At 52.0% G+C, this 20,451-nt stretch carries 20 protein-coding genes; 10 read left to right on the top strand and 10 right to left on the bottom strand.

The features are described from left to right. Nucleotides 1-238: 238 nt before the first annotated feature. The 4 genes from M2371_RS14665 (at nucleotide 239) to M2371_RS14650 (ending at nucleotide 4,450) form a co-directional block, all read left to right on the top strand. Nucleotides 239-2,158 carry a PTS mannitol transporter subunit IICBA gene (locus M2371_RS14665; protein ID WP_172892964.1) on the top strand — a complete coding sequence of 640 codons (1,920 nt, stop codon included), beginning with the start codon at nucleotides 239-241 and terminating at the stop codon, nucleotides 2,156-2,158. Nucleotides 2,159-2,265: 107 nt separating this feature from the next. Next, complete coding sequence (gene mtlD, locus M2371_RS14660) at nucleotides 2,266-3,411, top strand: mannitol-1-phosphate 5-dehydrogenase (RefSeq protein ID WP_172892965.1); 1,146 nt, start codon at nucleotides 2,266-2,268, stop codon at nucleotides 3,409-3,411. A gap of 65 nt (nucleotides 3,412-3,476) precedes the next feature. After that, nucleotides 3,477-4,004: an MltR family transcriptional regulator gene (locus tag M2371_RS14655; protein ID WP_034499385.1), complete on the top strand. Its 528-nt coding sequence runs from the start codon at nucleotides 3,477-3,479 to the stop codon at nucleotides 4,002-4,004. 83 nt (nucleotides 4,005-4,087) lie between these two features. Beyond that, nucleotides 4,088-4,450 (top strand): YibL family ribosome-associated protein, encoded by a 363-nt coding sequence (locus M2371_RS14650; RefSeq protein WP_259268034.1) that lies wholly within the window; start codon nucleotides 4,088-4,090, stop codon nucleotides 4,448-4,450. Between the two features lie 97 nt (nucleotides 4,451-4,547). On the opposite strand, the gene ghrB is transcribed toward M2371_RS14650, so the two are convergent. From ghrB to M2371_RS14625, 5 genes are all read right to left on the bottom strand, one after another. Continuing rightward, the gene (gene ghrB / locus M2371_RS14645) at nucleotides 4,548-5,522 is read right to left on the bottom strand and encodes a glyoxylate/hydroxypyruvate reductase GhrB (RefSeq protein WP_259268033.1); all 975 of its coding nucleotides are present in this window, start codon (nucleotides 5,520-5,522) and stop codon (nucleotides 4,548-4,550) included. A 61-nt stretch (nucleotides 5,523-5,583) separates the two neighbouring features. Continuing rightward, nucleotides 5,584-6,882, bottom strand: coding sequence for an MFS transporter (locus M2371_RS14640; RefSeq protein WP_259268032.1), 1,299 nt, complete (start codon nucleotides 6,880-6,882; stop codon nucleotides 5,584-5,586). 68 nt (nucleotides 6,883-6,950) lie between these two features. After that, nucleotides 6,951-7,889 carry a sugar kinase gene (locus tag M2371_RS14635; protein ID WP_259268031.1) on the bottom strand — a complete coding sequence of 313 codons (939 nt, stop codon included), beginning with the start codon at nucleotides 7,887-7,889 and terminating at the stop codon, nucleotides 6,951-6,953. A gap of 3 nt (nucleotides 7,890-7,892) precedes the next feature. Continuing rightward, on the bottom strand, nucleotides 7,893-8,642 hold the full coding sequence (locus M2371_RS14630; RefSeq protein ID WP_259268030.1) for a sugar phosphate isomerase/epimerase: 750 nt from the start codon (nucleotides 8,640-8,642) through the stop codon (nucleotides 7,893-7,895). 110 nt (nucleotides 8,643-8,752) lie between these two features. Continuing rightward, on the bottom strand, nucleotides 8,753-9,772 hold the full coding sequence (locus M2371_RS14625) for a LacI family DNA-binding transcriptional regulator (RefSeq protein ID WP_172892972.1): 1,020 nt from the start codon (nucleotides 9,770-9,772) through the stop codon (nucleotides 8,753-8,755). A gap of 245 nt (nucleotides 9,773-10,017) precedes the next feature. Between M2371_RS14625 and M2371_RS14620 the strand changes: the two genes are divergently transcribed. Together M2371_RS14620 and M2371_RS14615 are read left to right on the top strand one after the other, a co-directional pair. Then, entirely contained in the window at nucleotides 10,018-10,560 is a 543-nt protein-coding gene (locus M2371_RS14620; protein WP_172892973.1) for an isochorismatase family protein, read from the top strand. Further along, complete coding sequence (locus M2371_RS14615) at nucleotides 10,557-11,477, top strand: GlxA family transcriptional regulator (RefSeq protein ID WP_172892974.1); 921 nt, start codon at nucleotides 10,557-10,559, stop codon at nucleotides 11,475-11,477. The genes M2371_RS14620 and M2371_RS14615 overlap by 4 nt, the downstream gene beginning before the upstream one ends. On the opposite strand, the gene M2371_RS14610 is transcribed toward M2371_RS14615, so the two are convergent. After that, nucleotides 11,474-12,064 (bottom strand): hypothetical protein, encoded by a 591-nt coding sequence (locus tag M2371_RS14610; RefSeq protein ID WP_172892975.1) that lies wholly within the window; start codon nucleotides 12,062-12,064, stop codon nucleotides 11,474-11,476. The two genes, M2371_RS14615 and M2371_RS14610, sit on opposite strands and share 4 nt — an antisense overlap. Nucleotides 12,065-12,121: 57 nt before the next feature. Beyond that, on the bottom strand, nucleotides 12,122-13,120 hold the full coding sequence (locus tag M2371_RS14605; protein WP_259268029.1) for an acyltransferase: 999 nt from the start codon (nucleotides 13,118-13,120) through the stop codon (nucleotides 12,122-12,124). 138 nt (nucleotides 13,121-13,258) lie between these two features. Here M2371_RS14605 and M2371_RS14600 point away from each other — a divergent pair, with 138 nt between their 5' ends. The 3 genes from M2371_RS14600 (at nucleotide 13,259) to glyS (ending at nucleotide 16,675) form a co-directional block, all read left to right on the top strand. Further along, a complete protein-coding gene (locus M2371_RS14600) occupies nucleotides 13,259-13,576 on the top strand; it encodes a YsaB family lipoprotein (RefSeq protein WP_404979398.1) in 318 nt (105 codons plus the stop codon). 108 nt (nucleotides 13,577-13,684) lie between these two features. After that, a complete protein-coding gene (gene glyQ / locus M2371_RS14595) occupies nucleotides 13,685-14,596 on the top strand; it encodes a glycine--tRNA ligase subunit alpha (protein WP_034499364.1) in 912 nt (303 codons plus the stop codon). A gap of 9 nt (nucleotides 14,597-14,605) precedes the next feature. After that, a complete protein-coding gene (glyS, locus tag M2371_RS14590; RefSeq protein ID WP_259268028.1) occupies nucleotides 14,606-16,675 on the top strand; it encodes a glycine--tRNA ligase subunit beta in 2,070 nt (689 codons plus the stop codon). 54 nt (nucleotides 16,676-16,729) lie between these two features. Here glyS and uspF read toward each other — a convergent pair whose 3' ends face one another. From uspF to M2371_RS14575, 3 genes are all read right to left on the bottom strand, one after another. Then, on the bottom strand, nucleotides 16,730-17,164 hold the full coding sequence (gene uspF / locus M2371_RS14585; protein WP_034499358.1) for a universal stress protein UspF: 435 nt from the start codon (nucleotides 17,162-17,164) through the stop codon (nucleotides 16,730-16,732). Nucleotides 17,165-17,354: 190 nt separating this feature from the next. Then, the gene (locus M2371_RS14580; RefSeq protein WP_115626973.1) at nucleotides 17,355-17,645 is read right to left on the bottom strand and encodes an HTH-type transcriptional regulator; all 291 of its coding nucleotides are present in this window, start codon (nucleotides 17,643-17,645) and stop codon (nucleotides 17,355-17,357) included. 269 nt (nucleotides 17,646-17,914) lie between these two features. Next, a complete protein-coding gene (locus M2371_RS14575; protein ID WP_172892977.1) occupies nucleotides 17,915-19,297 on the bottom strand; it encodes an MFS transporter in 1,383 nt (460 codons plus the stop codon). Nucleotides 19,298-19,667: 370 nt separating this feature from the next. On the opposite strand from M2371_RS14575, the gene M2371_RS14570 reads away from it, so the two are divergent. Next, a complete protein-coding gene (locus M2371_RS14570; RefSeq protein ID WP_034499352.1) occupies nucleotides 19,668-20,378 on the top strand; it encodes a DUF3053 domain-containing protein in 711 nt (236 codons plus the stop codon). The last annotated feature ends 73 nt before the right edge of the window (nucleotides 20,379-20,451 follow it).

Genomic DNA, 20,451 nt, shown 5'->3' with positions numbered 1-20,451 from the left:
AAAATTAGCTACTGTGTTTTTTTTACACACTAATTATGTGATCTGGATCGCCAGATCATGACTCGTCACACCCTGTAATGAGTGATCTCCATCACACTAATTTCCATGCGCTGGACACCTTAACGATTCAGTGCCAGATTTGCCTCACTTAGAGCATCTGGCAGCACTGCTTGCCACCACATTAACAATAAACCTCGGGCTGCTTTCCCAGCACGTAAACACAACAAGGGGTGTGCGTATGTCATCCGATATCAAGATCAGAGTGCAAAGCTTTGGTCGTTTCCTGAGCAACATGGTAATGCCAAACATCGGCGCATTCATCGCCTGGGGTATTATCACCGCTTTATTTATTCCAACCGGATGGTTGCCAAGCGAGACGCTGGCGAAACTGGTCGGCCCGATGATTACTTACCTGCTGCCGTTGCTCATCGGTTATACCGGTGGTCGCTTAATCGGTGGCGACCGTGGTGGTGTGGTCGGCGCAATCACAACAATGGGTGTTATCGTCGGTGCGGATATGCCGATGTTCCTTGGTGCGATGATTGCGGGTCCTCTGGGCGGCTGGGCGATTAAACATTTCGACGCATGGGTAGACGGCAAGATTAAATCCGGCTTTGAAATGCTGGTGAACAACTTCTCCGCTGGCATCATCGGTATGATTCTGGCGATTCTGGCGTTCATGGGTATCGGCCCTGCGGTTGAAGTTCTGTCCAAAGTTCTGGCGGCAGGCGTTAACTTCATGGTTGTCCATGACATGCTGCCACTGGCTTCTATCTTCGTAGAACCAGCGAAAATCCTGTTCCTGAACAACGCAATCAACCACGGTATCTTCTCGCCGCTGGGTATTCAGCAGTCACACGAACTGGGCAAATCAATCTTCTTCCTGATTGAAGCAAACCCAGGTCCAGGTATGGGCGTGCTGATGGCGTACATGTTCTTCGGTCGTGGTAATGCTAAACAGTCTGCGGGCGGCGCGGCAATCATCCACTTCCTGGGCGGTATCCACGAAATTTACTTCCCGTATGTGCTGATGAACCCACGTTTGATTCTGGCCGTTATCCTCGGCGGTATGACTGGCGTGTTCACTCTGACTATCCTGAACGGCGGCCTGGTTTCTCCGGCATCTCCGGGTTCCATCCTGGCAGTTCTGGCGATGACACCAAAAGGTGCGTACTTCGCGAACATCGCAGCAATCGTTGCAGCAACCGCAGTCTCCTTCGTGGTATCAGCAATCTTGCTGAAAACCAGCAAAGTGAAAGAAGAAGACGATATCGAAGCAGCAGCTCGCCGTATGGCTGAGATGAAAGCAGAATCCAAAGGGGCTACAGCGCCACTGGCGGTAGGTGCAGGTTTGTCTAACGACCTTAGCCACGTGCGCAAAATCATCGTGGCATGTGATGCAGGCATGGGTTCAAGTGCGATGGGTGCGGGTGTGCTGCGCAAGAAAGTGAACGATGCGGGCCTGAAAAATATCTCTGTAACCAACTGTGCAATCAACAGCTTGCCAGACGATGTTGACCTGGTTATTACGCACCGTGACCTGACAGAACGCGCTATGCGCCAGGTGCCACAGGCACAGCATATTTCCCTGACCAACTTCCTCGACAGCAGCCTGTACGCCAACCTGACCGAGCGTCTGGTGGCCTCTCATAACCTGAGCGAGAAAGAAGTTAAGGTCATGAGCAGCCTGGAAGACAGCTTCGTTGCTGACGAAGAAATGTTGTTCCGTCTGGGCGCTGGCAACGTGTTCCTCGGCCTGACGGCTGCCACCAAAGAAGAAGCCATTCGCTTTGCCGGTGAGCAGCTGGTGAACGGCGGTTACGTTCAGCCTGAATATGTGGATGCGATGTTTGAGCGTGAAAAACTGACCCCAACTTATCTGGGCGAAGGTATCGCGGTTCCACACGGTACGGTTGAAGCGAAAGACCGCGTACTGAAAACCGGCGTCGTATTCTGCCAGTATCCACACGGTGTTCACTTCGGTGAAGAAAGTGAAGATATTGCCCGCCTGGTTATCGGTATTGCCGCTCGCAATAACGAACACATCCAGGTTATCACCAGCCTGACCAACGCACTGGATGATGAGTCAGTGATTGATCGCCTGGCGAATACCACCAGCGTTCAGGAAGTGCTCGATTTGCTGGCCGGTAAGAAGTAAGTCTCAGTTTCCCTCTCCCATCCGGGAGAGGGTTCCGGTGAGGGTCGTTTCCCCAAACGACTCACCCGAACCCTCTCGGGTAATTCAAATTTAAGAAGGTGAACGACATGAAAGCATTACATTTTGGCGCAGGTAATATCGGCCGTGGCTTTATCGGAAAACTGCTGGCAGACGCGGGTATTCAACTGACCTTCGCTGACGTTAACCAAACCGTGCTGGACGCGCTCAATGAGCGCCACAGCTATCAGGTTCATGTGGTTGGTGAGCAAGAGCAAATCGATACTGTTTCTAATGTGAATGCCGTCAGCAGCATTGGCGACGATGTTGTTACGTTGATTGCCGACGTTGACCTGGTGACAACCGCCGTCGGCCCGGTTGTGCTGGAGCGCATCGCGCCAGCCGTGGCGAAAGGTCTGGTTCTGCGTCGTGCTAACGGCAATGAAAAACCCCTGAATATTATTGCCTGCGAAAACATGGTGCGCGGCACCAGCCAGCTGAAAGCTCACGTGATGAAGGCACTTTCTGAAGATGATCAGGCCTGGGTTGAGCAGCATGTAGGTTTCGTTGATTCAGCCGTTGACCGTATCGTTCCACCGTCAGAATCTGCCACCAATGACCCACTTGAAGTGACTGTTGAAACCTTCAGCGAGTGGATTGTGGATAAAACCCAGTTCAAAGGTGAGCTGCCTAACATTCCTGGCATGGAACTGACTGATAACCTGATGGCGTTTGTTGAGCGCAAACTCTTCACGCTGAATACCGGGCATGCTATAACCGCATACCTTGGTCAACTGGCCGGTCATCAGACCATTCGCGATGCCATTCTCGATGAGAGAATCCGTGCGGTCGTGAAGGGTGCGATGGATGAAAGCGGCGCGGTGCTGATCAAGCGTTATGGCTTTGATGCAGAAAAGCACGCAGCCTACATCCAGAAAATCCTTGGTCGTTTCGAGAACCCGTATCTGAAAGATGATGTGGAGCGCGTAGGCCGCCAGCCGCTGCGTAAATTAAGCGCGGGCGACCGTCTGATTAAGCCGCTGTTGGGCACTATCGAATACGGTTTGCCGCACCTGAACCTGGTTGAAGGTATTGCCGCGGCGATGCATTACCGTAGCGAGCAAGATCCACAGGCGCAGGAGCTGGAGAAGTTGCTGGCAGAAAAAGGCCCGCAAGCAACACTTGCCGAAATCTCCGGCCTTGATGCTAACAGCGATGTGGTAGCAGAAGCGGTGAAGGCATACAGCAACAAATAGTGATGGAAAGCGGGTGCAGCAAGTAGTGGCTGCACCCAATAATACTTTTAGTAATGTAGGCAAAGATGGAAGAAACCCAAGCCTTTGAAAACCGTGTGCTTGAGCGTCTTAATGCCGGGAAAACCGTACGTAGCCTGCTGATTGCCGCTGTCGAACTTCTTACCGAAGCGGTGAATATTCTGGTGTTGCAGGTCTTCCGTAAAGACGATTATGCAGTGAAATACGCGGTTGAACCGTTATTGGATGGCGATGGCCCGTTAGGGGATCTTTCCGTGCGTCTCAAACTTATCTACGGTCTTGGCGTGCTCAATCGCGTCGAGTACGAAGATTGTGAGTTGATAATGGCACTGCGAGAAGAGTTGAATCACGACGGTAACGAATATAATTTTACCGATGATGAGATGCTCGGCCCGTTCGGTGAATTGCATTGTGTTTCAGCCCTGCCGCCAACGCCAAAGTTTGTGGATGGCAGCGATCCTGAGCTGTTTGCTATGCAAAAACAGCGTTACCAGCAAATCGTTCGTTCGACGATGGTGCTCTCTTTGACCGAGCTGATCTCGCGGATCAGCTTAAAAAAAGCCTTCCAAAAGTAATTCTGACCGAACTCCCTTTTCGCCCTCTTAAGCCGAATGGTGTATCCTTGCCAGCAATGAAAGTTATTCACGGTTAATCAAAAATGAAAGAAATCGAAAAAGCAGAAATCAAACGCCTGAGCGATCGCCTCGATCTTATCCGTCACGAGATGCCAGAACTGCATCTGATCAACGACGCTGAAAAGTACGCTGAGATGGAAAAAGAGAAAGCGAAGCTGGAAATTGAGATTGTGCGCCTGCAAGCGGTGCGCAACCAGAAGCTGAGCAAAGAAGCGCAAAAGCTGATGGCGCTGCCGTACAAACGTCCAATTACCAAGAAAGAACAAGCCAACATGGGTGCCCTGAAAAAAGCAGTGCGCGGCTTGGTTATCGTCCATCCAATGACGGCGTTAGGCCGTGAGATGGGCCTCGAAGAAATGACTGGTTTTTCTCAGTCTGATTTCTAATCTGGCTTTAGTCAATATGTCGGGGGCGCTACGCTTGCCCGACCTACTGGTTACATTCGTAGGGTGGATAAGCGCAAGCGTCATCCACCACAATGAATTACTTCAGGACCTGCGGGTTCACGCAGTTCTCTTTCACATCTCCGGTCAGCGCCGCAATCAAATTATCTACCGCACATGCAGCCATGTTGTAGCGAGTTTCGTGCGTCGCAGAACCGATGTGCGGCAGCGCCACAACGTTCGGCAGGCTGAGCAACGGTGAATCAACCGACAGCGGCTCTTGCTCAAAGACATCCAGCCCAGCGGCATGAATTTTGCCGTCCACCAGTGCCTGAATTAACGCTTTTTCATCGACCACTGGCCCGCGCCCGGCGTTAATCAAAATCGCTGAAGATTTCATTTTCGCCAGCTGTTCAGCGCCAATCAGATGATACGTTTCATCGGTCAATGGCAGGGAAATACAGACGAAATCGGATTCGGCCAGCAGGGTGTCGAGGTCACAATAACGGGCGTTGAAGCGGTCTTCAGCTTCCTGATGATGGCGACGCGCGTTATACAGAATCGGCATGTTAAAGCCAAAGTGCGCACGTTGTGCCAGCGCCAGGCCAATACGTCCCATGCCTAAAATACCCAGCGTTTTGTGATGCACGTCGATACCAAACCAGTCCGCGCCGATGCTGCCTGTCCACTCGCCGGCTTTGACACGTTCTGCCACTTCTACCGCACGGCGAGCGGTCGCCAACACCAGTGTCATCATGGTATCCGCGACGGTTTCAGTTAGTACGGTTGGCGTATGCATCAGTGCGATACCGCGTGAGGTCAGCGCGTCCACATCAAAATTGTCGTAGCCAACGGAAACGGTAGAGGCGGCGCGCAGCTTAGGCGTATGAGACAAAAACTCTTTACCCACCGTTTCGCTGGAACCCAGAATCCCTTCCGCATTGGCAAAAGCATCGGCGTGCTGTTGGAGATTTTCAGGGCTGAGGGAACTGACTTGAGTGACGCTGAAGTGACTTTCAAGACGGGCAAGCAGGTCGTCAGGTAACGTTTTATAGAGGATGACGGACGGCTTCATGACGTTCTCCGTTAACAGTTAAATACAATCGGGCGATGCAACGACCGCCCGGATTGAGCGATCAGGCGTGGTGTGCTGCCGCTGGAACTTGTTGGTTTGTCGCAGGTTTCACTATCAGAGTTAGCCACACTGACGCGAGCAATGCTACCCCCATAAAAATGTAGGAAGCAGATGGGTTGCCCGTTGCCCCATTGAGGTAGCCAACAAACCAGGAACCGACAAACGAACCGAGCGCACCCATACTGTTGATTAATGCCATCGCGCCACCTGCAACATTGCGCGGCAGCATTTCAGGAATGATGGCGAAGAATGGGCCATACGGCGCATACATGGCAGCACCGGCAATCACCAGCAAAGTGTAGGAAACCCAGAAATGATCGGCACCTACCAGCCACGACCCCAGAAACGCCAGCGCGCCAATCAGCAGTAGCGGCCAGACAAACAGCTTACGGTTCTGCATTTTGTCCGAAGCCCATGAAACCACAATCATCGCGATAGTTGCCGCCAGATAAGGAACCGATGACAGCCAGCCGACTTCCACCATTCCCATACCCGCCGTTCCTGCGCCACGGATGATTGACGGCAGCCAAAGCACGAAGCCGTAAACACCAATACTCCAGCAAAAATATTGCATACACAGCAGCACGACATTGCGCGAACGGAACGCTTCGCTGTAGTTGCGCACCGCTTTAATCCCTTGCTGTTCTTTTTCCAGTTGCGCCTGCAACGCGGATTTTTCTGCATCAGACAACCAGCCAACTTGCGCAGGTTTATCTTTTACCAGCATCCACCAGGCGAATGCCCAGATAACGGCCGGGATACCTTCGAAGATAAACATTTCACGCCAGCCAAAGGCCTGAATCAGATAGCCCGAAACCACCGACATCCACAGCACCGTGACCGGATTACCCAGTATTAAGAAGGTGTTAGCCCGCGAGCGTTCAGACTTAGTGAACCAGTTACTGATGTAAATCAGCATTGCGGGCATCACGGCCGCTTCTACCACGCCGAGGATAAAGCGAATCGCCGCCAGCGCGGGGATATTGCTAACCATGCCGGTGAGTGACGCGCAACCGCCCCACAAAATCAGGCAAACGAAGATCAGTTTGCGTACGCTGCGGCGTTCGGCGTACATCGCGCCCGGTATCTGGAAGAAGAAATAACCGAGGAAAAACAGTGCTCCAAGCAGGGAGGAAATCCCTTTGGTGATACCGAGATCGTCGTTGATACCTGCGGCGGAAGCAAAACTAAAGTTGGCACGGTCGAGGTACGCCAGGCTGTACGTGATAAACACGATTGGCATGATGTACCACCAACGTTTTGGCGCGATTGTCTTTGCTGAAAGGGACTGGGTTTTCATGGGCTTGCCTCTATGTTGAGGAGAGTCGCATCATGCCGGGTGTAGGGCACAGCTGATGCAGTCTTCGTTTATTCGCCAAGCGCGCTACGGGTCGGTAACCCTTCGCTATCGCCGATGACTTGAATTGCCAGTGAGCCGATTTTATTCCCGCGGCTGACGGCATGTTCTAAGGTTTTCCCTTCAAGCAGGGCGCTTATCACGCCCACTGCAAAACCGTCGCCTGCGCCGACGGTATCGACGACGTTCTCGACTTTTACAGCACTTACTGCCCCTTTTTCACCTGAGGCCGTTTTGTACCATGCGCCGTCAGCACCCGTTTTCAGCACCACGGTCTTAACGCCATGGTCGAGATAGAAATCGGCAATCGCTTCTGGCGTTTTATGCCCGGTCAGAATGGCACCTTCGCTTAATCCTGGCAGCACCCAGTCTGCCTGGAAGGCGAGTTGATTCAATTGTTTCACCATTTCGGCTTCACTTTTCCACAGCACCGGACGCAGATTCGGATCGAACGAAATGGTTTTCCCTTGCTGCTTCATCACGCGAGCAGCGTGATTGAGCAGTTCTAATGAACTATCCGACAGCGCTGCCGCCACGCCGCTTAAATGTAGATGGCGTGCCGAGCCAAAATACTCTTCATCAAAATCTGCGGTAGAAAGATGGCTGGCCGCCGATCCTTTACGGAAGTATTCCACGATGGGATCGGTTCCATTTTCTGCTTTAGATTTAAGTTGAAAGCCTGTAGCAAAGCGCTCGTCTGTCGTCACGCCACGGCTGTCGATATTCTCTTTCGCCAGTTGTTGCAGCACATAGCGACCAAAAGAGTCGTTGCCCACCCGGCTGACCCAGCCCACTTTCAGGCCAAGACGCGCAAGGCCCGTGGCAACGTTTAACTCCGCTCCCGCCACGCGCTTAACGAACTGTTCTGCGGCGGCTAAATCACCGCTTTGGCTGGCGACAAACATCGCCATCGCTTCACCTATGGTGATGACATCAAGTTGGGTCGACATCGCTTACTCCTCGCGTAATAAGTTGACGTAATGGCGCGTAACAGCAGTCAGGTCGCGGCCTTCGAGCGGGAATTCTATTCCGCGTGGTACATCGGCTGGCAGGTTGTTGAGAAATTCAAGCCAGCGCGGTTCCGCGTCATCGAGCGCGATTGCTCGATAGTGGTAATGATGCGCCACGGCGGCTTTGACGTGGATATAGCTGACTAACGGGGCAAGCACGCGGGCTGCGGCTTCCGGGGATTCATCGACCCACAGCCAGTTGGCCATATCAAATGTCAGCGTCACTGGAAGGTTTAGCACATTACAGGCGGCCTGGAAGCGCTGCATTGGCGCGAGTTTTCCGCAATTTGTTTGATCGTTTTCGACGACCAGAGGCACGTCTGTTTTCTCAAGCCACTGTTGTAAAAGTGAGAACTGTTGGCTGCCACGGAAGTGACCAAGAGACAGTTTCAACCAGCTCGCGTTGAGCTGGTGGGCTTCGAGCAGCAAAGAAGGGATCAGCGGATTGAGTTTGCCATCTTCAACAAACAGCGGTTCCGGCGCGGAATAACAGGCATCGAGTCGGTGTTCAGCAATTTGTTGTGCCAACTCTGGCAAGGCATCAAGCTGAATGTGATTTAATAATTCGCGACGGATTTCAACGCCGTCAGCTCCGGCACTGGCGATAATCGGCAACAGCGCTTGTTGGCCGCCCATTGCGGCGATGCGGTCATGCCCGTAAGCGGCGGTGACGACAATAATTTTTCTCGGCATTAAATTCTCCGGCCAGGTTCATCTACCTAATATAACTATTACGCTAGATGGAACCGGTTCCAAAGAAAAGCCAGGCATGTTCAATTTATGATCGCTATCACGAACATTGATTAACGGACGGTTGAACCGCGAACGATTAATTCGCCGGAAAAGACCTGTTCATAAACGGTGTCGCTGCCGCCTTCAATGCGCTTCACGACCTGTTGAAGCGCGGCGTAACCAATCTGCCAGGTCGGCTGTTTAAGAGTGGTGATGCCGACTCCTGCAAGCTCCGCCCATTCGAGTTCATCGAAGCCAAGCAGGCCAATATCGCTGCCCCAATGCAGGCCGATGCGGCGCAGTGAACGGGCCACCTGAAGGGTAAGCGCACCATTCGCTGAAATCACCGCTTTGCGCATGCCACGGTGCGCGGAATGGAACTGGCGCAGGGTATTGTCCATCAAATCGGCTTCGTGCAAAGGCACTTCGGCGTTTTCGGCAACAATGCCTGGGTAGCGTTTGAGAGTGGCGTGGAACGCATTCAGGCGCTCGCGGCGAGTGTTCACTGTGCCGAGCGGTTCGCTGAGGAAAAGAATAGCTTCAAACCCTTGCTCGACCAGGTGTTCAGTCGCTGTAGTTGCCGCCTGGGTGTTATCTAAGCCTACGACATCACAGGCAAAATCAGGAATTTTGCGGTCAATCAGCACCATCGGAAGGGCCGATTGTTGCAGGCGATTTAACCCTTCTTCGCGCATGCCCACGGCGTTGACCACAATTCCTTCCACCTGATAACTGCGCAGCAAATCGAGATAATGCAGCTCCTGATCCACTTCGTTATTGGTGTTACAGACCAGCGGCGTAAAGCCCTTTTCACGGCAGGCGGCTTCGATACCGCACAACACATCGACGGAGTAGGGATTGGTGATATCGGCGATGATCAGGCCAATTAAGCGGGTTCGCCCACGTTTTAGGCCGCGAGCCATTTGGCTTGGGCGGTAATCGAGTTCGGCAATCGCCGTTTCAATGCGCAAACGAAGATCGTCTGACAGCACATTTTGCTCGCCGTTAAGATAGCGGGAAACACTGGTTTTTCCGGTCTTTGCCGCTTTCGCGACGTCGCTTATCGTGGGGCGTGCAGCCTTGCTGTTCATGGTTTTCTCCGAAGGGTAACTTTCTGGAGAGTAACATAATTTATAAGGGCTGGTGGATGACGCTGGCGCTTATCCACCCTACAAAGGCCTGGTGTTTCGTAGGTCGGATAAGCGCAGCGTCATCCGACACAATCTCAAAGATTTCATCTGGTCCCATTTCACCCTCACTCTGTCCGTTTTTGGTATTAGAAACCACGCTAACCCCTGACACAATGGCTTTACACCCAAAGTGAAGGAGTCCGAAAATGTCCCGTTCCGCTCTGATCAATATCGACACGCAGCAATCTTTTTTCCATCGCGATTACTGGCAAGAAGATGACTTTCCGGCATTCCAGCAGGCCATTTCGCAACTCATTTCCGGCTGCCAGGATTTGAAAATTCCCGTGGTGGATATCTTCCATGTTGACGATCAAAGCCCGTTTTCACTTGAGTCAGGCTACGTTAAACCGATGCCTTTCTTGCAGCATCAGGCTGATGTGACATTCCAGAAACATGTACACAATGCATTTACCGATACAGGCCTCGATCTTTGGTTACGTAGCCGAGATATTAACCACCTGATTATCTGCGGGATTCGCACCGAACAGTGCTGCGAAACCACCACGCGAGTGGCGTCGGATTTGGGTTATCGCGTTTCATTTGTCAGTGAGGCGATGCTCACCTTCCCGATGAGCTGGAAAGGGGTTACGCTGGATACGCAAACCCTGCGTCACCGCACTGAAACTGTGCTGGCGGGGCGATTTGCGCAAATTCAAACCGTTGCCGAATGCCTGGAGTCTTTATCGTGAGTATTGGGGTCTGGTTCGTTGTTTTGCCTGGTGTTTTGTCGCTCGATTTAACCGGCCCTGCGGAAACGCTGAAGCTTGCGGGGGACGCCTTTCACCTGCATTTCATTGGCCCGGACCCACATGTTTCCACCTCCATCGGACTGAACTTTTCTGGCATCGAACCGCTGCCAGAAAGTTTCCCGGCAGGCAGTTTGCTGGTGCTGCCTGGGGTTTGTGATTCAAACCGCTACTTTGACACGCCGCAGGCTGAAGCGGTGCGCCGTTGGCTGACGCGCCTGCAACCGCAGATTCACAGCCAGCAACTCAATTTAATGTGCGTCTGTTCCGGTTCGTTGCTGGCGGCGAAAGCCGGGCTGATGAATGGCGTGCAGTGCACCACCCATCACGATGTGCTGGCGCGATTACGCGCTGCGGCACCCACCGCACAGGTGAAAGAGAACCGCATTTTTATCGAAGATCGGGGCATCTGGACCAGCGCTGGAATCACTTCCGGCATCGATCTCTCGCTGCATCTGATTAACCGCTATTGCGGGCCGAAGGCCGCGCTGGATGTGGCGCGTGAGATGGTGGTGTGGTTCCGCCGTTCGGGCGACGACCCGCAACTATCGCCGTGGCTGCGCTACCGTAACCATATTCATCCGGCAGTGCATCGTGCTCAGGATTTGCTTTCGGCAGCGCCGGAATCAGCGTGGGATGTGCAGGAAATTGCCGACAAAGTTCATGTCAGCTCACGCCATTTGGCGCGGCTTTTTCAGCAGCATTTGGGGATTTCGGTGCGGGACTATTTAGAACAATTGCGCCTGGCGGTGGCCGAACAGCGCTTGTTGCAAGGGCAACGCATGGAACAGGCGGCGATTGCGGCGGGGTTTTCTTCCCCCCGCCAGCTGCATCGCGCCCGGATGCGCAATGCTCATTAAAACGGAGTGAGCAAGTTTTCCAGAGCGCCTTGCCTGTTCTTGCCCCAGCTAAAGAAAGCGCGGAACCACTGGCTCTCGGTCTGTGATGTGAAGCTCTCGACTTCCCATTTATCTTTATACAGTGCATACAGATTGCACAGCGTATGCCAAAGGCTGTAGAGCATCACCAGCAAGGCCACCACGACTGCGGCGTAGACCCACCATTCCTGGGCAGGTGGCCAGCGAAATATCGTCCAGCCGATGATCGTTGCCTGTAGCGCCGCGCGAAGTAAAAAGCCTTTCAGGAAGAACTGCGTGGCCCGTTGCGTGCTGTAGAAAAACGGGTTGCTTAAGTGCCGACGTTTTTCCTGAACCGGGATGCCTCTCACGAAAACCAGCCAGTCATGCGTCTCACGGTTACTGCGCACCGCGCCCTGTTCGGTCAATGTGTTAAGCCGGATGGAAATCAAAACCGGGAAAACAATACCGATAACCATCAGGTAGAGAAAAGGTGCCTGGCAGCCGAAAAAATTCAGCCCAAAACATAGAGTTGCCCACAGCAAATATTTGACGGAATAGAAGTAAAGCGACGTCACTTGATAATTCATTGCTTCATCCATTGATATCCACAATTTGTGTATGCTTACTTTACTCCCGTCTTTTATTTAGCTCACCATTTTTCGGGTGTCGATGCGTTGCAATGCCATCGAAAGTAACAAACTTCCGGCCAGCGTGACGCCGAAAATCCACAAAATATCGAGCACCGGAGAGCTTGTGATTTGGTAGCCGTGGGTGCGCAGGAAGTGGATTATCAGCGCATGGAAGCCGTAAATTCCCAGCGAGTGTTGCGAGATTAATGTCAGCCCCGGCAACGGGCGGCTGTTGAGGCAATTTTTTACCAGCACCAGCAAACCAATCGCGGCGATAAATACCAGCGGCCCGCAATAAACATAAAAGGTATCGGCAAAATTACCGTTCACTTCTAACTGGTGGCGCGTACCCGTCGAAATCGAAAAAATACACAGCACAAATATCCCGGCGGCCAGCCCGCTAATCCAGCGTTTGTCCGTCTCGAACATGCCTATCGCACGCCCCAGCAGGCCATACAGCACGTAATAAAACGTGTCACCGCGAATGTATAAATTAATCGGCAGCCATTTAAAGCCGTCCAGCGTTTGCGGCACGGTGTTGGGATTGGCGACAACGCCTAGCAGCACCATCAGCCCAAGAATCACCGTTGCGTTGACTTTTTTCACCTGAATCAAAGGCGAAAGAAGGTAGATAACCATGATCGCAAAGAAGAACCACAGGTGATAAAACACCGGTTTTTGCAGGATATAGCGCAGAGAAAGTCCGGCATTAATTGGCGTGAAGAGTTTGATGTAGATAAGCGCAATCACGCTGTAAAACAACAAGCATGTGACGATGCGCAAAAAGTGACGCTGCTGCGCACTGCGCTCTCCAAAAAACAGATAACCTGAAATCATGAAGAACAGCGGGACGCTGACGCGGGATGCCGAATTCAGTACGTTCGATAAATCCCAACTAAACGGACTGACGATATTTGCGTTGGTGATGTACCAGGTCGTGGTATGAATCATGACGACCATCAGGCATGCAATTCCACGCAGGTTGTCAATCCAGTTAATTTTTTGCTGCTGCATGGGTTCCTCTGGTGTTGTTGACAGTGATTTATCTGAGTTTTGTCTTCGTGCTCTTGCCAGATATAAAGTGGATTTGCAGAATGCGGAATACCTGTTAATTATTGAATAACAATAACGATTTTAACGTACACATAACTAATGATGATGCCAAAAATAAAAAATTGCCGTTGGCTGCTAATTTTTACCGCCGTGTTACTCAGTGCCTGTAGTCATTCGGAACAACACCCACAATACGCGCAAGTCGCTCAGCATCCGGTGATCCAGGGCGAAGCGATGATCGAAACCTGCAAAGGAGAAGCGGCGCATCGTTACAATACGCGCGCCGATCGCATCAGCGTGGTGGATTTTAAACAGTATCAGGGGAGCTATGAGATTCTTGGCAGCACCACGCGCCGGGAAGGATTCACCTGCTCCTTCGACGAAAGTGGTCAATTCTTGCACCTTTCGACGACATAAAGCCGCAACGCAAGGCAAACGCACGTGCATTCGGGCTGTATATCTTGCCATCAAAAGGTATACTGGCCGCTTCTCTTTTTAACCCTCTCGAACGCGTGCGAAATCAACATGCAAAAGTTTGATACCAAGACCTTTCAAGGCCTGATCCTGACTTTACAGGACTACTGGGCTCGCCAGGGCTGCACCATTGTTCAACCTTTGGACATGGAAGTCGGCGCCGGCACCTCTCACCCAATGACCTGCCTGCGGGCTTTAGGGCCAGAGCCGATGGCGACTGCGTATGTGCAGCCATCTCGCCGTCCTACCGATGGCCGTTACGGTGAAAACCCGAACCGCTTACAGCACTACTATCAGTTCCAGGTGGTGATCAAGCCTTCTCCTGACAACATTCAGGAGCTGTACCTTGGGTCGCTTAAAGAGCTGGGTATGGACCCAACGATTCATGACATTCGCTTCGTAGAAGACAACTGGGAAAACCCAACGCTGGGTGCCTGGGGTCTGGGCTGGGAAGTGTGGCTTAACGGCATGGAAGTGACGCAGTTCACTTACTTCCAGCAAGTTGGCGGCCTGGAATGTAAGCCTGTAACCGGTGAAATCACTTACGGTTTAGAGCGTCTGGCGATGTACATCCAGGGCGTAGACAGCGTTTATGATCTGGTCTGGAGCGACGGCCCGCTGGGTAAAACCACTTATGGCGACGTGTTCCACCAGAACGAAGTTGAGCAATCAACTTATAACTTCGAACACGCCGATGTGGAATTCCTGTTCTCCTGCTTCGAGCAGTATGAGAAAGAAGCGCAGCACCTGCTGGCGCTGGAAAACCCGCTGCCACTGCCTGCATACGAACGCATTCTGAAAGCCGCGCACAGCTTTAACCTGCTTGATGCCCGCAAGGCCATCTCGGTTACCGAGCGCCAGCGCTACATTCTGCGTATTCGTACTCTGACCAAAGCCGTGGCCGAAGCCTATTACGCTTCTCGTGAAGCGCTTGGCTTCCCGATGTGCAATAAGAATAAATAAGAGGCTGCCATGTCTGAAAAAACTTTTCTGGTGGAGATTGGCACTGAAGAGCTGCCACCAAAAGCCCTGCGCAGCCTGGCTGAATCCTTCGCTGCGAATGTTACAGCGGAACTGGATGCGGCGAATCTCGCTCACGGTGAAGTAAAATGGTTTGCGGCTCCACGCCGTCTGGCGCTGAAAATTTCCAACCTGGCTGAGTCTCAGCCTGACCGTGAAGTTGAAAAACGTGGTCCGGCAATTTCTGCGGCATTTGACGCAGAAGGCAAGCCAAGCAAAGCCGCTGAAGGCTGGGCGCGTGGTTGTGGCATTACGGTTGAACAGGCAGAGCGTCTGGCAACGGACAAAGGCGAGTGGTTGATGTACCGCGCCCATGTTAAAGGCGAAAGTGCGCAAGCCCTGCTGCCTGCGATGATTGCCACCGCGCTGACCAAACTGCCGATTCCAAAACTGATGCGCTGGGGCGATAACAACACCCAATTCGTGCGTCCGGTTCACACCGTGACTCTGCTTCTGGGCGATGAAGTGATTCCGGCCACTATTCTGGGTATCGCATCTGACCGTGTTATTCGCGGCCACCGCTTTATGGGCGAGCCGGAATTCACAATTGATAACGCCGATCAGTACCCTGAAATTCTGTTCACGCGTGGCAAAGTTATTGCCGACTACGAACAGCGTAAAGCGGTGATCAAAGAAGGCGCTGAAGAAGCGGCTCGCAAGATTGGCGGTAACGCTGACCTGAGCGAAAGCCTGCTCGAAGAAGTGACTTCTCTGGTGGAATGGCCAGTCGTTCTGACCGCGAAATTCGAAGAGAAATTCCTCGCCGTTCCTGCGGAAGCGCTGGTTCACACCATGAAAGGTGACCAGAAGTACTTCCCGGTGTACGCCAACGACGGCAAATTGCTGCCGAACTTTATCTTTGTTGCCAACATCGAGTCGAAAGACCCGATTCAGATTATCTCTGGTAACGAGAAAGTTGTGCGTCCGCGTCTGGCAGATGCCGAGTTCTTCTTCAATAGCGACCGTAAAAAGCGCCTTGAAGACAACTTGCCGCGTCTGGAAACCGTCCTGTTCCAACAACAGCTCGGTACGCTGCGCGACAAAACCAACCGCATTGAAGCGCTTTCAGGCTGGATTGCGGGCCAGATTGGCGCAGACGTAAACCACGCCACTCGCGCCGGTTTGCTGTCTAAATGCGACCTGATGACCAACATGGTGTTCGAGTTTACCGACACCCAGGGCGTGATGGGCATGCACTATGCGCGTCACGACGGCGAAGCCGAAGACGTTGCTGTTGCGCTCAACGAGCAATATCAGCCGCGTTTTGCGGGTGATGCTCTGCCGTCTAACCTGGTGGCCTGTGCTGTGGCAATCGCCGATAAAATGGATACCCTCGCGGGCATCTTCGGTATCGGTCAGCATCCAAAAGGCGACAAAGACCCGTTTGCTCTACGTCGTGCCGCCTTGGGTGTTCTGCGCATCATCGTTGAGAAAAACCTGCCGCTGGATCTGCAAACTCTGACCGAAGAGGCCGTGCGCCTTTACGGCGAGAAGCTGACTAACCAGAAGGTTGTCGACGAAGTCATCGACTTTATGCTGGGCCGTTTCCGCGCCTGGTATCAGGAAGAAGGCCACAGCGTGGATACTATCCAGGCCGTGCTGGCGCGTCGTCCAACCAAACCTGCTGATTTCGATGCGCGCATGAAAGCGGTTTCGCACTTCCGTACCCTGGAAGCGGCGTCAGCTTTGGCCGCAGCGAACAAGCGTGTATCCAACATTCTGGCGAAGTCAGACGAAACGCTGCAAGACCACGTACGCGCTTCTGTTCTGAAAGAAGCGGAAGAAATGGATCTCGCCCGTCAGCTGGTTATCCTGCGCGATAAACTGGAGCCGTTCTTCGCTGAAGGCCGCTATCAGGAAGCGTTAGTGGAACTGGCCGCGTTGCGTGAGCCAGTCGATAAGTTCTTCGACAAAGTGATGGTGAACGCAGAAGATAAAGAGCTGCGTATCAACCGTCTGACGCTGCTGGCTAAACTGCGCGAGCTGTTCTTGCAGGTTGCAGATATTTCGTTGCTTCAGTGACGGTATAGTGTTGAATAAAAAACCCGCCTCGGCGGGTTTTTTTATGGCTAAAACTCAGCGAACAACCAGCACAGAACACCTCGCGTGGCGAACCACGGCTGCAGCGTTTGAACCAAGTAAATAAGTCGACATGCTAGGTCGGTGAGAGGCGAGAATAATCACATCGGCATCAATATCTTCGGCAAGCCCGAGGATATGATCTTTTGGTGTACCGCTCAGAACATGCTTTTCGATACGGTCGTCCGGAATCTTAAACTTAGCGATGATATCGCTCAGTGTTTCCAGGGCAGCCGCCTCCCTTTCTCTGGCATCCGGCGCGATCGAAGCATAACCCAGGCCGTAAGAGGCAAAATAGGTATAGTCGGGGATAACGGCCAGGAAGTGGATTGTGGCATCGTCGAGCTTTGCATAGTTTTCTACATGTGGAATGACCTGTTTGGTCAGTTCCATTTCAGAGATATCGATAGGAACGAGGATTTTCTTAGACATACAACCTCCTGTTGATTGCTTGTGATAACCCTCTTTAATTTATGGATTATATTTGCGATTCCTGAAGTGACCCAGGTCAGGTTTCGGCATATTGCCGCGTCATTTCATACTATTTACGTAGCGTTCAAAAACAACAAACCCCGCATCAGGCGGGGTTTTGGTTAAGGCAATCAGGGTACAAATGATAAAATTATTCCATCAACTGCTTACTGATGGTTGGATTCGCTTGTATCAAGCGCATCAACTTCAGTTCGGTATTGGAGGGTCTGAGTCGTTTTGATTCCCACTCCTGTACCATCGTCACGCTAACACCCATTGCGCGGGCAAAATCATCAATCTTAAGTCCGGTACTTTTTCTTAGTTGTTCAAATTCAGAAAATGCATTGGGCTTATCACTAAGAGCCATCGTTTGTGGCCGGTCTTTAAACACAATCTGCTCAAGGTTGCTCAGCAGCTCAATCATTGGATCTTTATATTCCATCGAGTACTCCTCATAAATCACACAATGGATAGTGAACACGTAAGAAGCTCATTAAGAGTAGTTGGAAAAAAAGCGGGCCGATGATTTTCAGGCTAACTATTTTTTTACTGGCAGCGGCTTATGCGTTTCAGCAAAAAAACTAAGCGGCATAACGAATTGAAAAGTCGGTGTAGTTGCGGCGTGAGTATAAATTTGTAAAAGGATATGCAAATTATGCAAAACGGCGGGGCTAGCCCGCCGTGTGCTTGTTTAAGTAATAAAAGTTTCCATCATGCTTTTTGCGTAGCTTTATCCAGTTCGTGATTTTCTACGCGATTTGCTCCATGCGCTCGCAGGCCCGCCCAGGATTTCACCATCAGCGCAGTGGCAGAAAGCACTGCCGGAATCGCCAGTAACATGAAAATAGTTTTGAATGACAGCTCGGCCTGCATCAGGAATGCACCACTAAATGCACCCAGAATACCGCCGAAACGCCCAAGCCCTAACATCCACGCCACGCCGGTTGCACGCCCTTGCGTTGGATAAAAGCCCGCTGCCAGCGCAGGCATCGACGATTGTGCGCCATTCATAATGGTGCCTGCGATAAACACCATCACGCCCATTAACACCAGGCTTGAGGTCGAGAAACCGACCAGGCAGACGAACACACCTGTCAGCAAATAACCCACCGCGACCACTTTGTTCGGGTTTAGCTTGTCCATCAGCGCACCAATAATGAGCACGCCAATGCCACCGCCCAGCGGGAACAGCGCGGTGATAATCGACGCCTGGCTCAGTGTTGCTCCGGTTTCACGAATCAACAGCGGCAGCCAACTGGTCAGGAGATAGAAAATCAGCAAGCCCATGAAGTAGGTGATGCACAGCATTAATGTTCCCACCAGATAACGCGGTGAGAAAATCACGCCAAGCGCGGTTTTATCTTTGATATGACCACCCACTTCGTTAAGCACGAAGCGCAGATTTTCACCCGACGGTAACGGGGCGATACGCCGCATAATCGTGGCGATATCTTTTTGTGGCTTGTTTTTTACCACCAGATAGCGGGCTGATTCAGGAAGCCAAATCATTAGCACCACGGACAGAATCAGTGGCATCACACCGCCGAGCACTAAAACGCTTTGCCAACCGTAGTGGGGAATCATCCACGCGGAGACAAAACCGCCCATTGATGACCCAATCGGGAAGCCGACGAACATCAGGTTCACCAACAGCGCACGTTTACGCTCGGGTGCGTATTCAGACATCAATGTTGCGGCATTGGGCATGGCGGCACCAAGACCCAGACCGGTTAAAAAACGCAGCAGGGCGAGGGACGTCAGGCTGGTGGCAAAGGCGGTCAGCAAGCTAAATCCGCCGAAAACCAGAATTGAGAGCACTAACACTTTTTTGCGCCCGATGCGGTCAGCCATTGGCCCGGCGGTTAACGCGCCCACCGCCAGCCCAACCAGTGCCGCACTCATTACCGGGCCAAGATCGGATTTCTGCACACCCCATTCCTGCACCAGGTCAGAGGCGATAAAACCGATGATTGCGGTATCGAAGCCGTCCAGTGCTACGGTAATAAAACAGAGAACGAGGATCATCCATTGGTATCTGGAAAAGCGATTGTTGTTTATAAATGCCTGAATATCAGTCGTTGTTGTCTTTGTCATAAGGCATGTCCTGTAGGATACAGAGATGTTCGATTATCGAACAATAATTCGTTAATCGTTCGTTAAATCAAACCACTCAGCAGGCTATTGGGCAATCATCCCTCGGGTGTTAGTGTGCGATTATCGTACTGATTACGTGGGCGTTGACTGAAATATTGGAATTAACCTTCTAATATTAATAGGTTGGTAGTGATTTCTCAGCGACAAAGCAACGCCGAATTTGTGAGAAAGATAACAATCATGCAACATCAATTTGCCTTAAGAGATTAATGCGAAAGGGTATCTTGCAAAGTCAGGTTGGACTATCCTTAGCAGCATTATTGGGTACGCATTTGTGCTTTGGCACTGAATGGTGAAAGGAGTAGAAAAGATGGCGACAGGTAAGTCCTGGTCACGCTGGTTTGCGCCGCTTGCGGCAATTTTAATGGTAGTGAGCTTGAGCGGTTGCTTTGATAAAGAAGGCGATCAGCGCAAGGCATTTATCGATTTCCTGCAAAATACGGCGATGCGCAGCGGTGAACGTTTGCCGACGCTGACAACCGACCAGAAAAAGCAGTTTGGCCCGTTGGTTTCTGATTACGCGATTCTGTATGGTTTCTCCCAGCAGGTGAACCAGGCGATGGACGATGGTATGCGTCCGGTAGCCGACAGCGTAAACAGCATTCGTGTACCGCAGGATTACATGACCCAGAGCGGCCCACTGCGTCAGGCGAACGGTTCTCTGAATGTGTTAGGCCAGCAAGTCCAGAATGCAAAAATGCAGGCCGACAGCGCGCGCTCCACGTTGAAACAACCAGACGATCTGAAAGTGGTGTACGACAAGGTTTATGAGAAAGTGGTTATTGCTCCGGCAGAAGCCATGGCTCCGCTGATCCCAGCGGCACAAACCTTTACTGCGCAACTGGTGCAAGTGGGTGATTTCATCCAGCAGCAGGGGACTCAAGTTGGTTTCACCGCGGGTGGCATTCAGTTCCCAACGTCACAGCAAGCCAGCCAGTATAACTCGCTGATTGCTCCGCTGGCGTCACAGCATCAGGCGTTTATGCAGGCATATTCAACGGCAAAAAACTCCATGCAGTAATGGTGATTTCCCCCGCTTAATTGCGGGGGATCCCAGAGGTGGCTTGAGCTCCAGCCCTGTGGACGGCTAAAAT

It is taken from the genome of Buttiauxella sp. BIGb0471 (assembly GCF_024807715.1).
In the GTDB taxonomy this organism is placed as follows: domain Bacteria; phylum Pseudomonadota; class Gammaproteobacteria; order Enterobacterales; family Enterobacteriaceae; genus Buttiauxella; species Buttiauxella agrestis.
This window is presented reverse-complemented; position numbering and strand designations above follow the sequence as displayed.

What these genes read in the sequence shown, in the direction of transcription:
- M2371_RS14650 (WP_259268034.1), top strand. Translation starts at nt 4,088, where the DNA reads ATGAAAGAAATCGAAAAAGCAGAAATCAAACGCCTGAGCGATCGCCTC.
- M2371_RS14575 (WP_172892977.1), bottom strand. Translation starts at nt 19,297, where the DNA reads ATGACAAAGACAACAACGACTGATATTCAGGCATTTATAAACAACAAT.
- mtlD (WP_172892965.1), top strand. Translation starts at nt 2,266, where the DNA reads ATGAAAGCATTACATTTTGGCGCAGGTAATATCGGCCGTGGCTTTATC.
- glyQ (WP_034499364.1), top strand. Translation starts at nt 13,685, where the DNA reads ATGCAAAAGTTTGATACCAAGACCTTTCAAGGCCTGATCCTGACTTTA.
- M2371_RS14630 (WP_259268030.1), bottom strand. Translation starts at nt 8,642, where the DNA reads ATGCCGAGAAAAATTATTGTCGTCACCGCCGCTTACGGGCATGACCGC.
- M2371_RS14570 (WP_034499352.1), top strand. Translation starts at nt 19,668, where the DNA reads ATGGCGACAGGTAAGTCCTGGTCACGCTGGTTTGCGCCGCTTGCGGCA.
- M2371_RS14625 (WP_172892972.1), bottom strand. Translation starts at nt 9,772, where the DNA reads ATGAACAGCAAGGCTGCACGCCCCACGATAAGCGACGTCGCGAAAGCG.
- M2371_RS14580 (WP_115626973.1), bottom strand. Translation starts at nt 17,645, where the DNA reads ATGGAATATAAAGATCCAATGATTGAGCTGCTGAGCAACCTTGAGCAG.
- ghrB (WP_259268033.1), bottom strand. Translation starts at nt 5,522, where the DNA reads ATGAAGCCGTCCGTCATCCTCTATAAAACGTTACCTGACGACCTGCTT.
- M2371_RS14610 (WP_172892975.1), bottom strand. Translation starts at nt 12,064, where the DNA reads ATGAATTATCAAGTGACGTCGCTTTACTTCTATTCCGTCAAATATTTG.
- M2371_RS14605 (WP_259268029.1), bottom strand. Translation starts at nt 13,120, where the DNA reads ATGCAGCAGCAAAAAATTAACTGGATTGACAACCTGCGTGGAATTGCA.
- uspF (WP_034499358.1), bottom strand. Translation starts at nt 17,164, where the DNA reads ATGTCTAAGAAAATCCTCGTTCCTATCGATATCTCTGAAATGGAACTG.
- M2371_RS14640 (WP_259268032.1), bottom strand. Translation starts at nt 6,882, where the DNA reads ATGAAAACCCAGTCCCTTTCAGCAAAGACAATCGCGCCAAAACGTTGG.
- M2371_RS14600 (WP_404979398.1), top strand. Translation starts at nt 13,259, where the DNA reads ATGATGATGCCAAAAATAAAAAATTGCCGTTGGCTGCTAATTTTTACC.
- M2371_RS14655 (WP_034499385.1), top strand. Translation starts at nt 3,477, where the DNA reads ATGGAAGAAACCCAAGCCTTTGAAAACCGTGTGCTTGAGCGTCTTAAT.
- glyS (WP_259268028.1), top strand. Translation starts at nt 14,606, where the DNA reads ATGTCTGAAAAAACTTTTCTGGTGGAGATTGGCACTGAAGAGCTGCCA.
- M2371_RS14665 (WP_172892964.1), top strand. Translation starts at nt 239, where the DNA reads ATGTCATCCGATATCAAGATCAGAGTGCAAAGCTTTGGTCGTTTCCTG.
- M2371_RS14620 (WP_172892973.1), top strand. Translation starts at nt 10,018, where the DNA reads ATGTCCCGTTCCGCTCTGATCAATATCGACACGCAGCAATCTTTTTTC.
- M2371_RS14635 (WP_259268031.1), bottom strand. Translation starts at nt 7,889, where the DNA reads ATGTCGACCCAACTTGATGTCATCACCATAGGTGAAGCGATGGCGATG.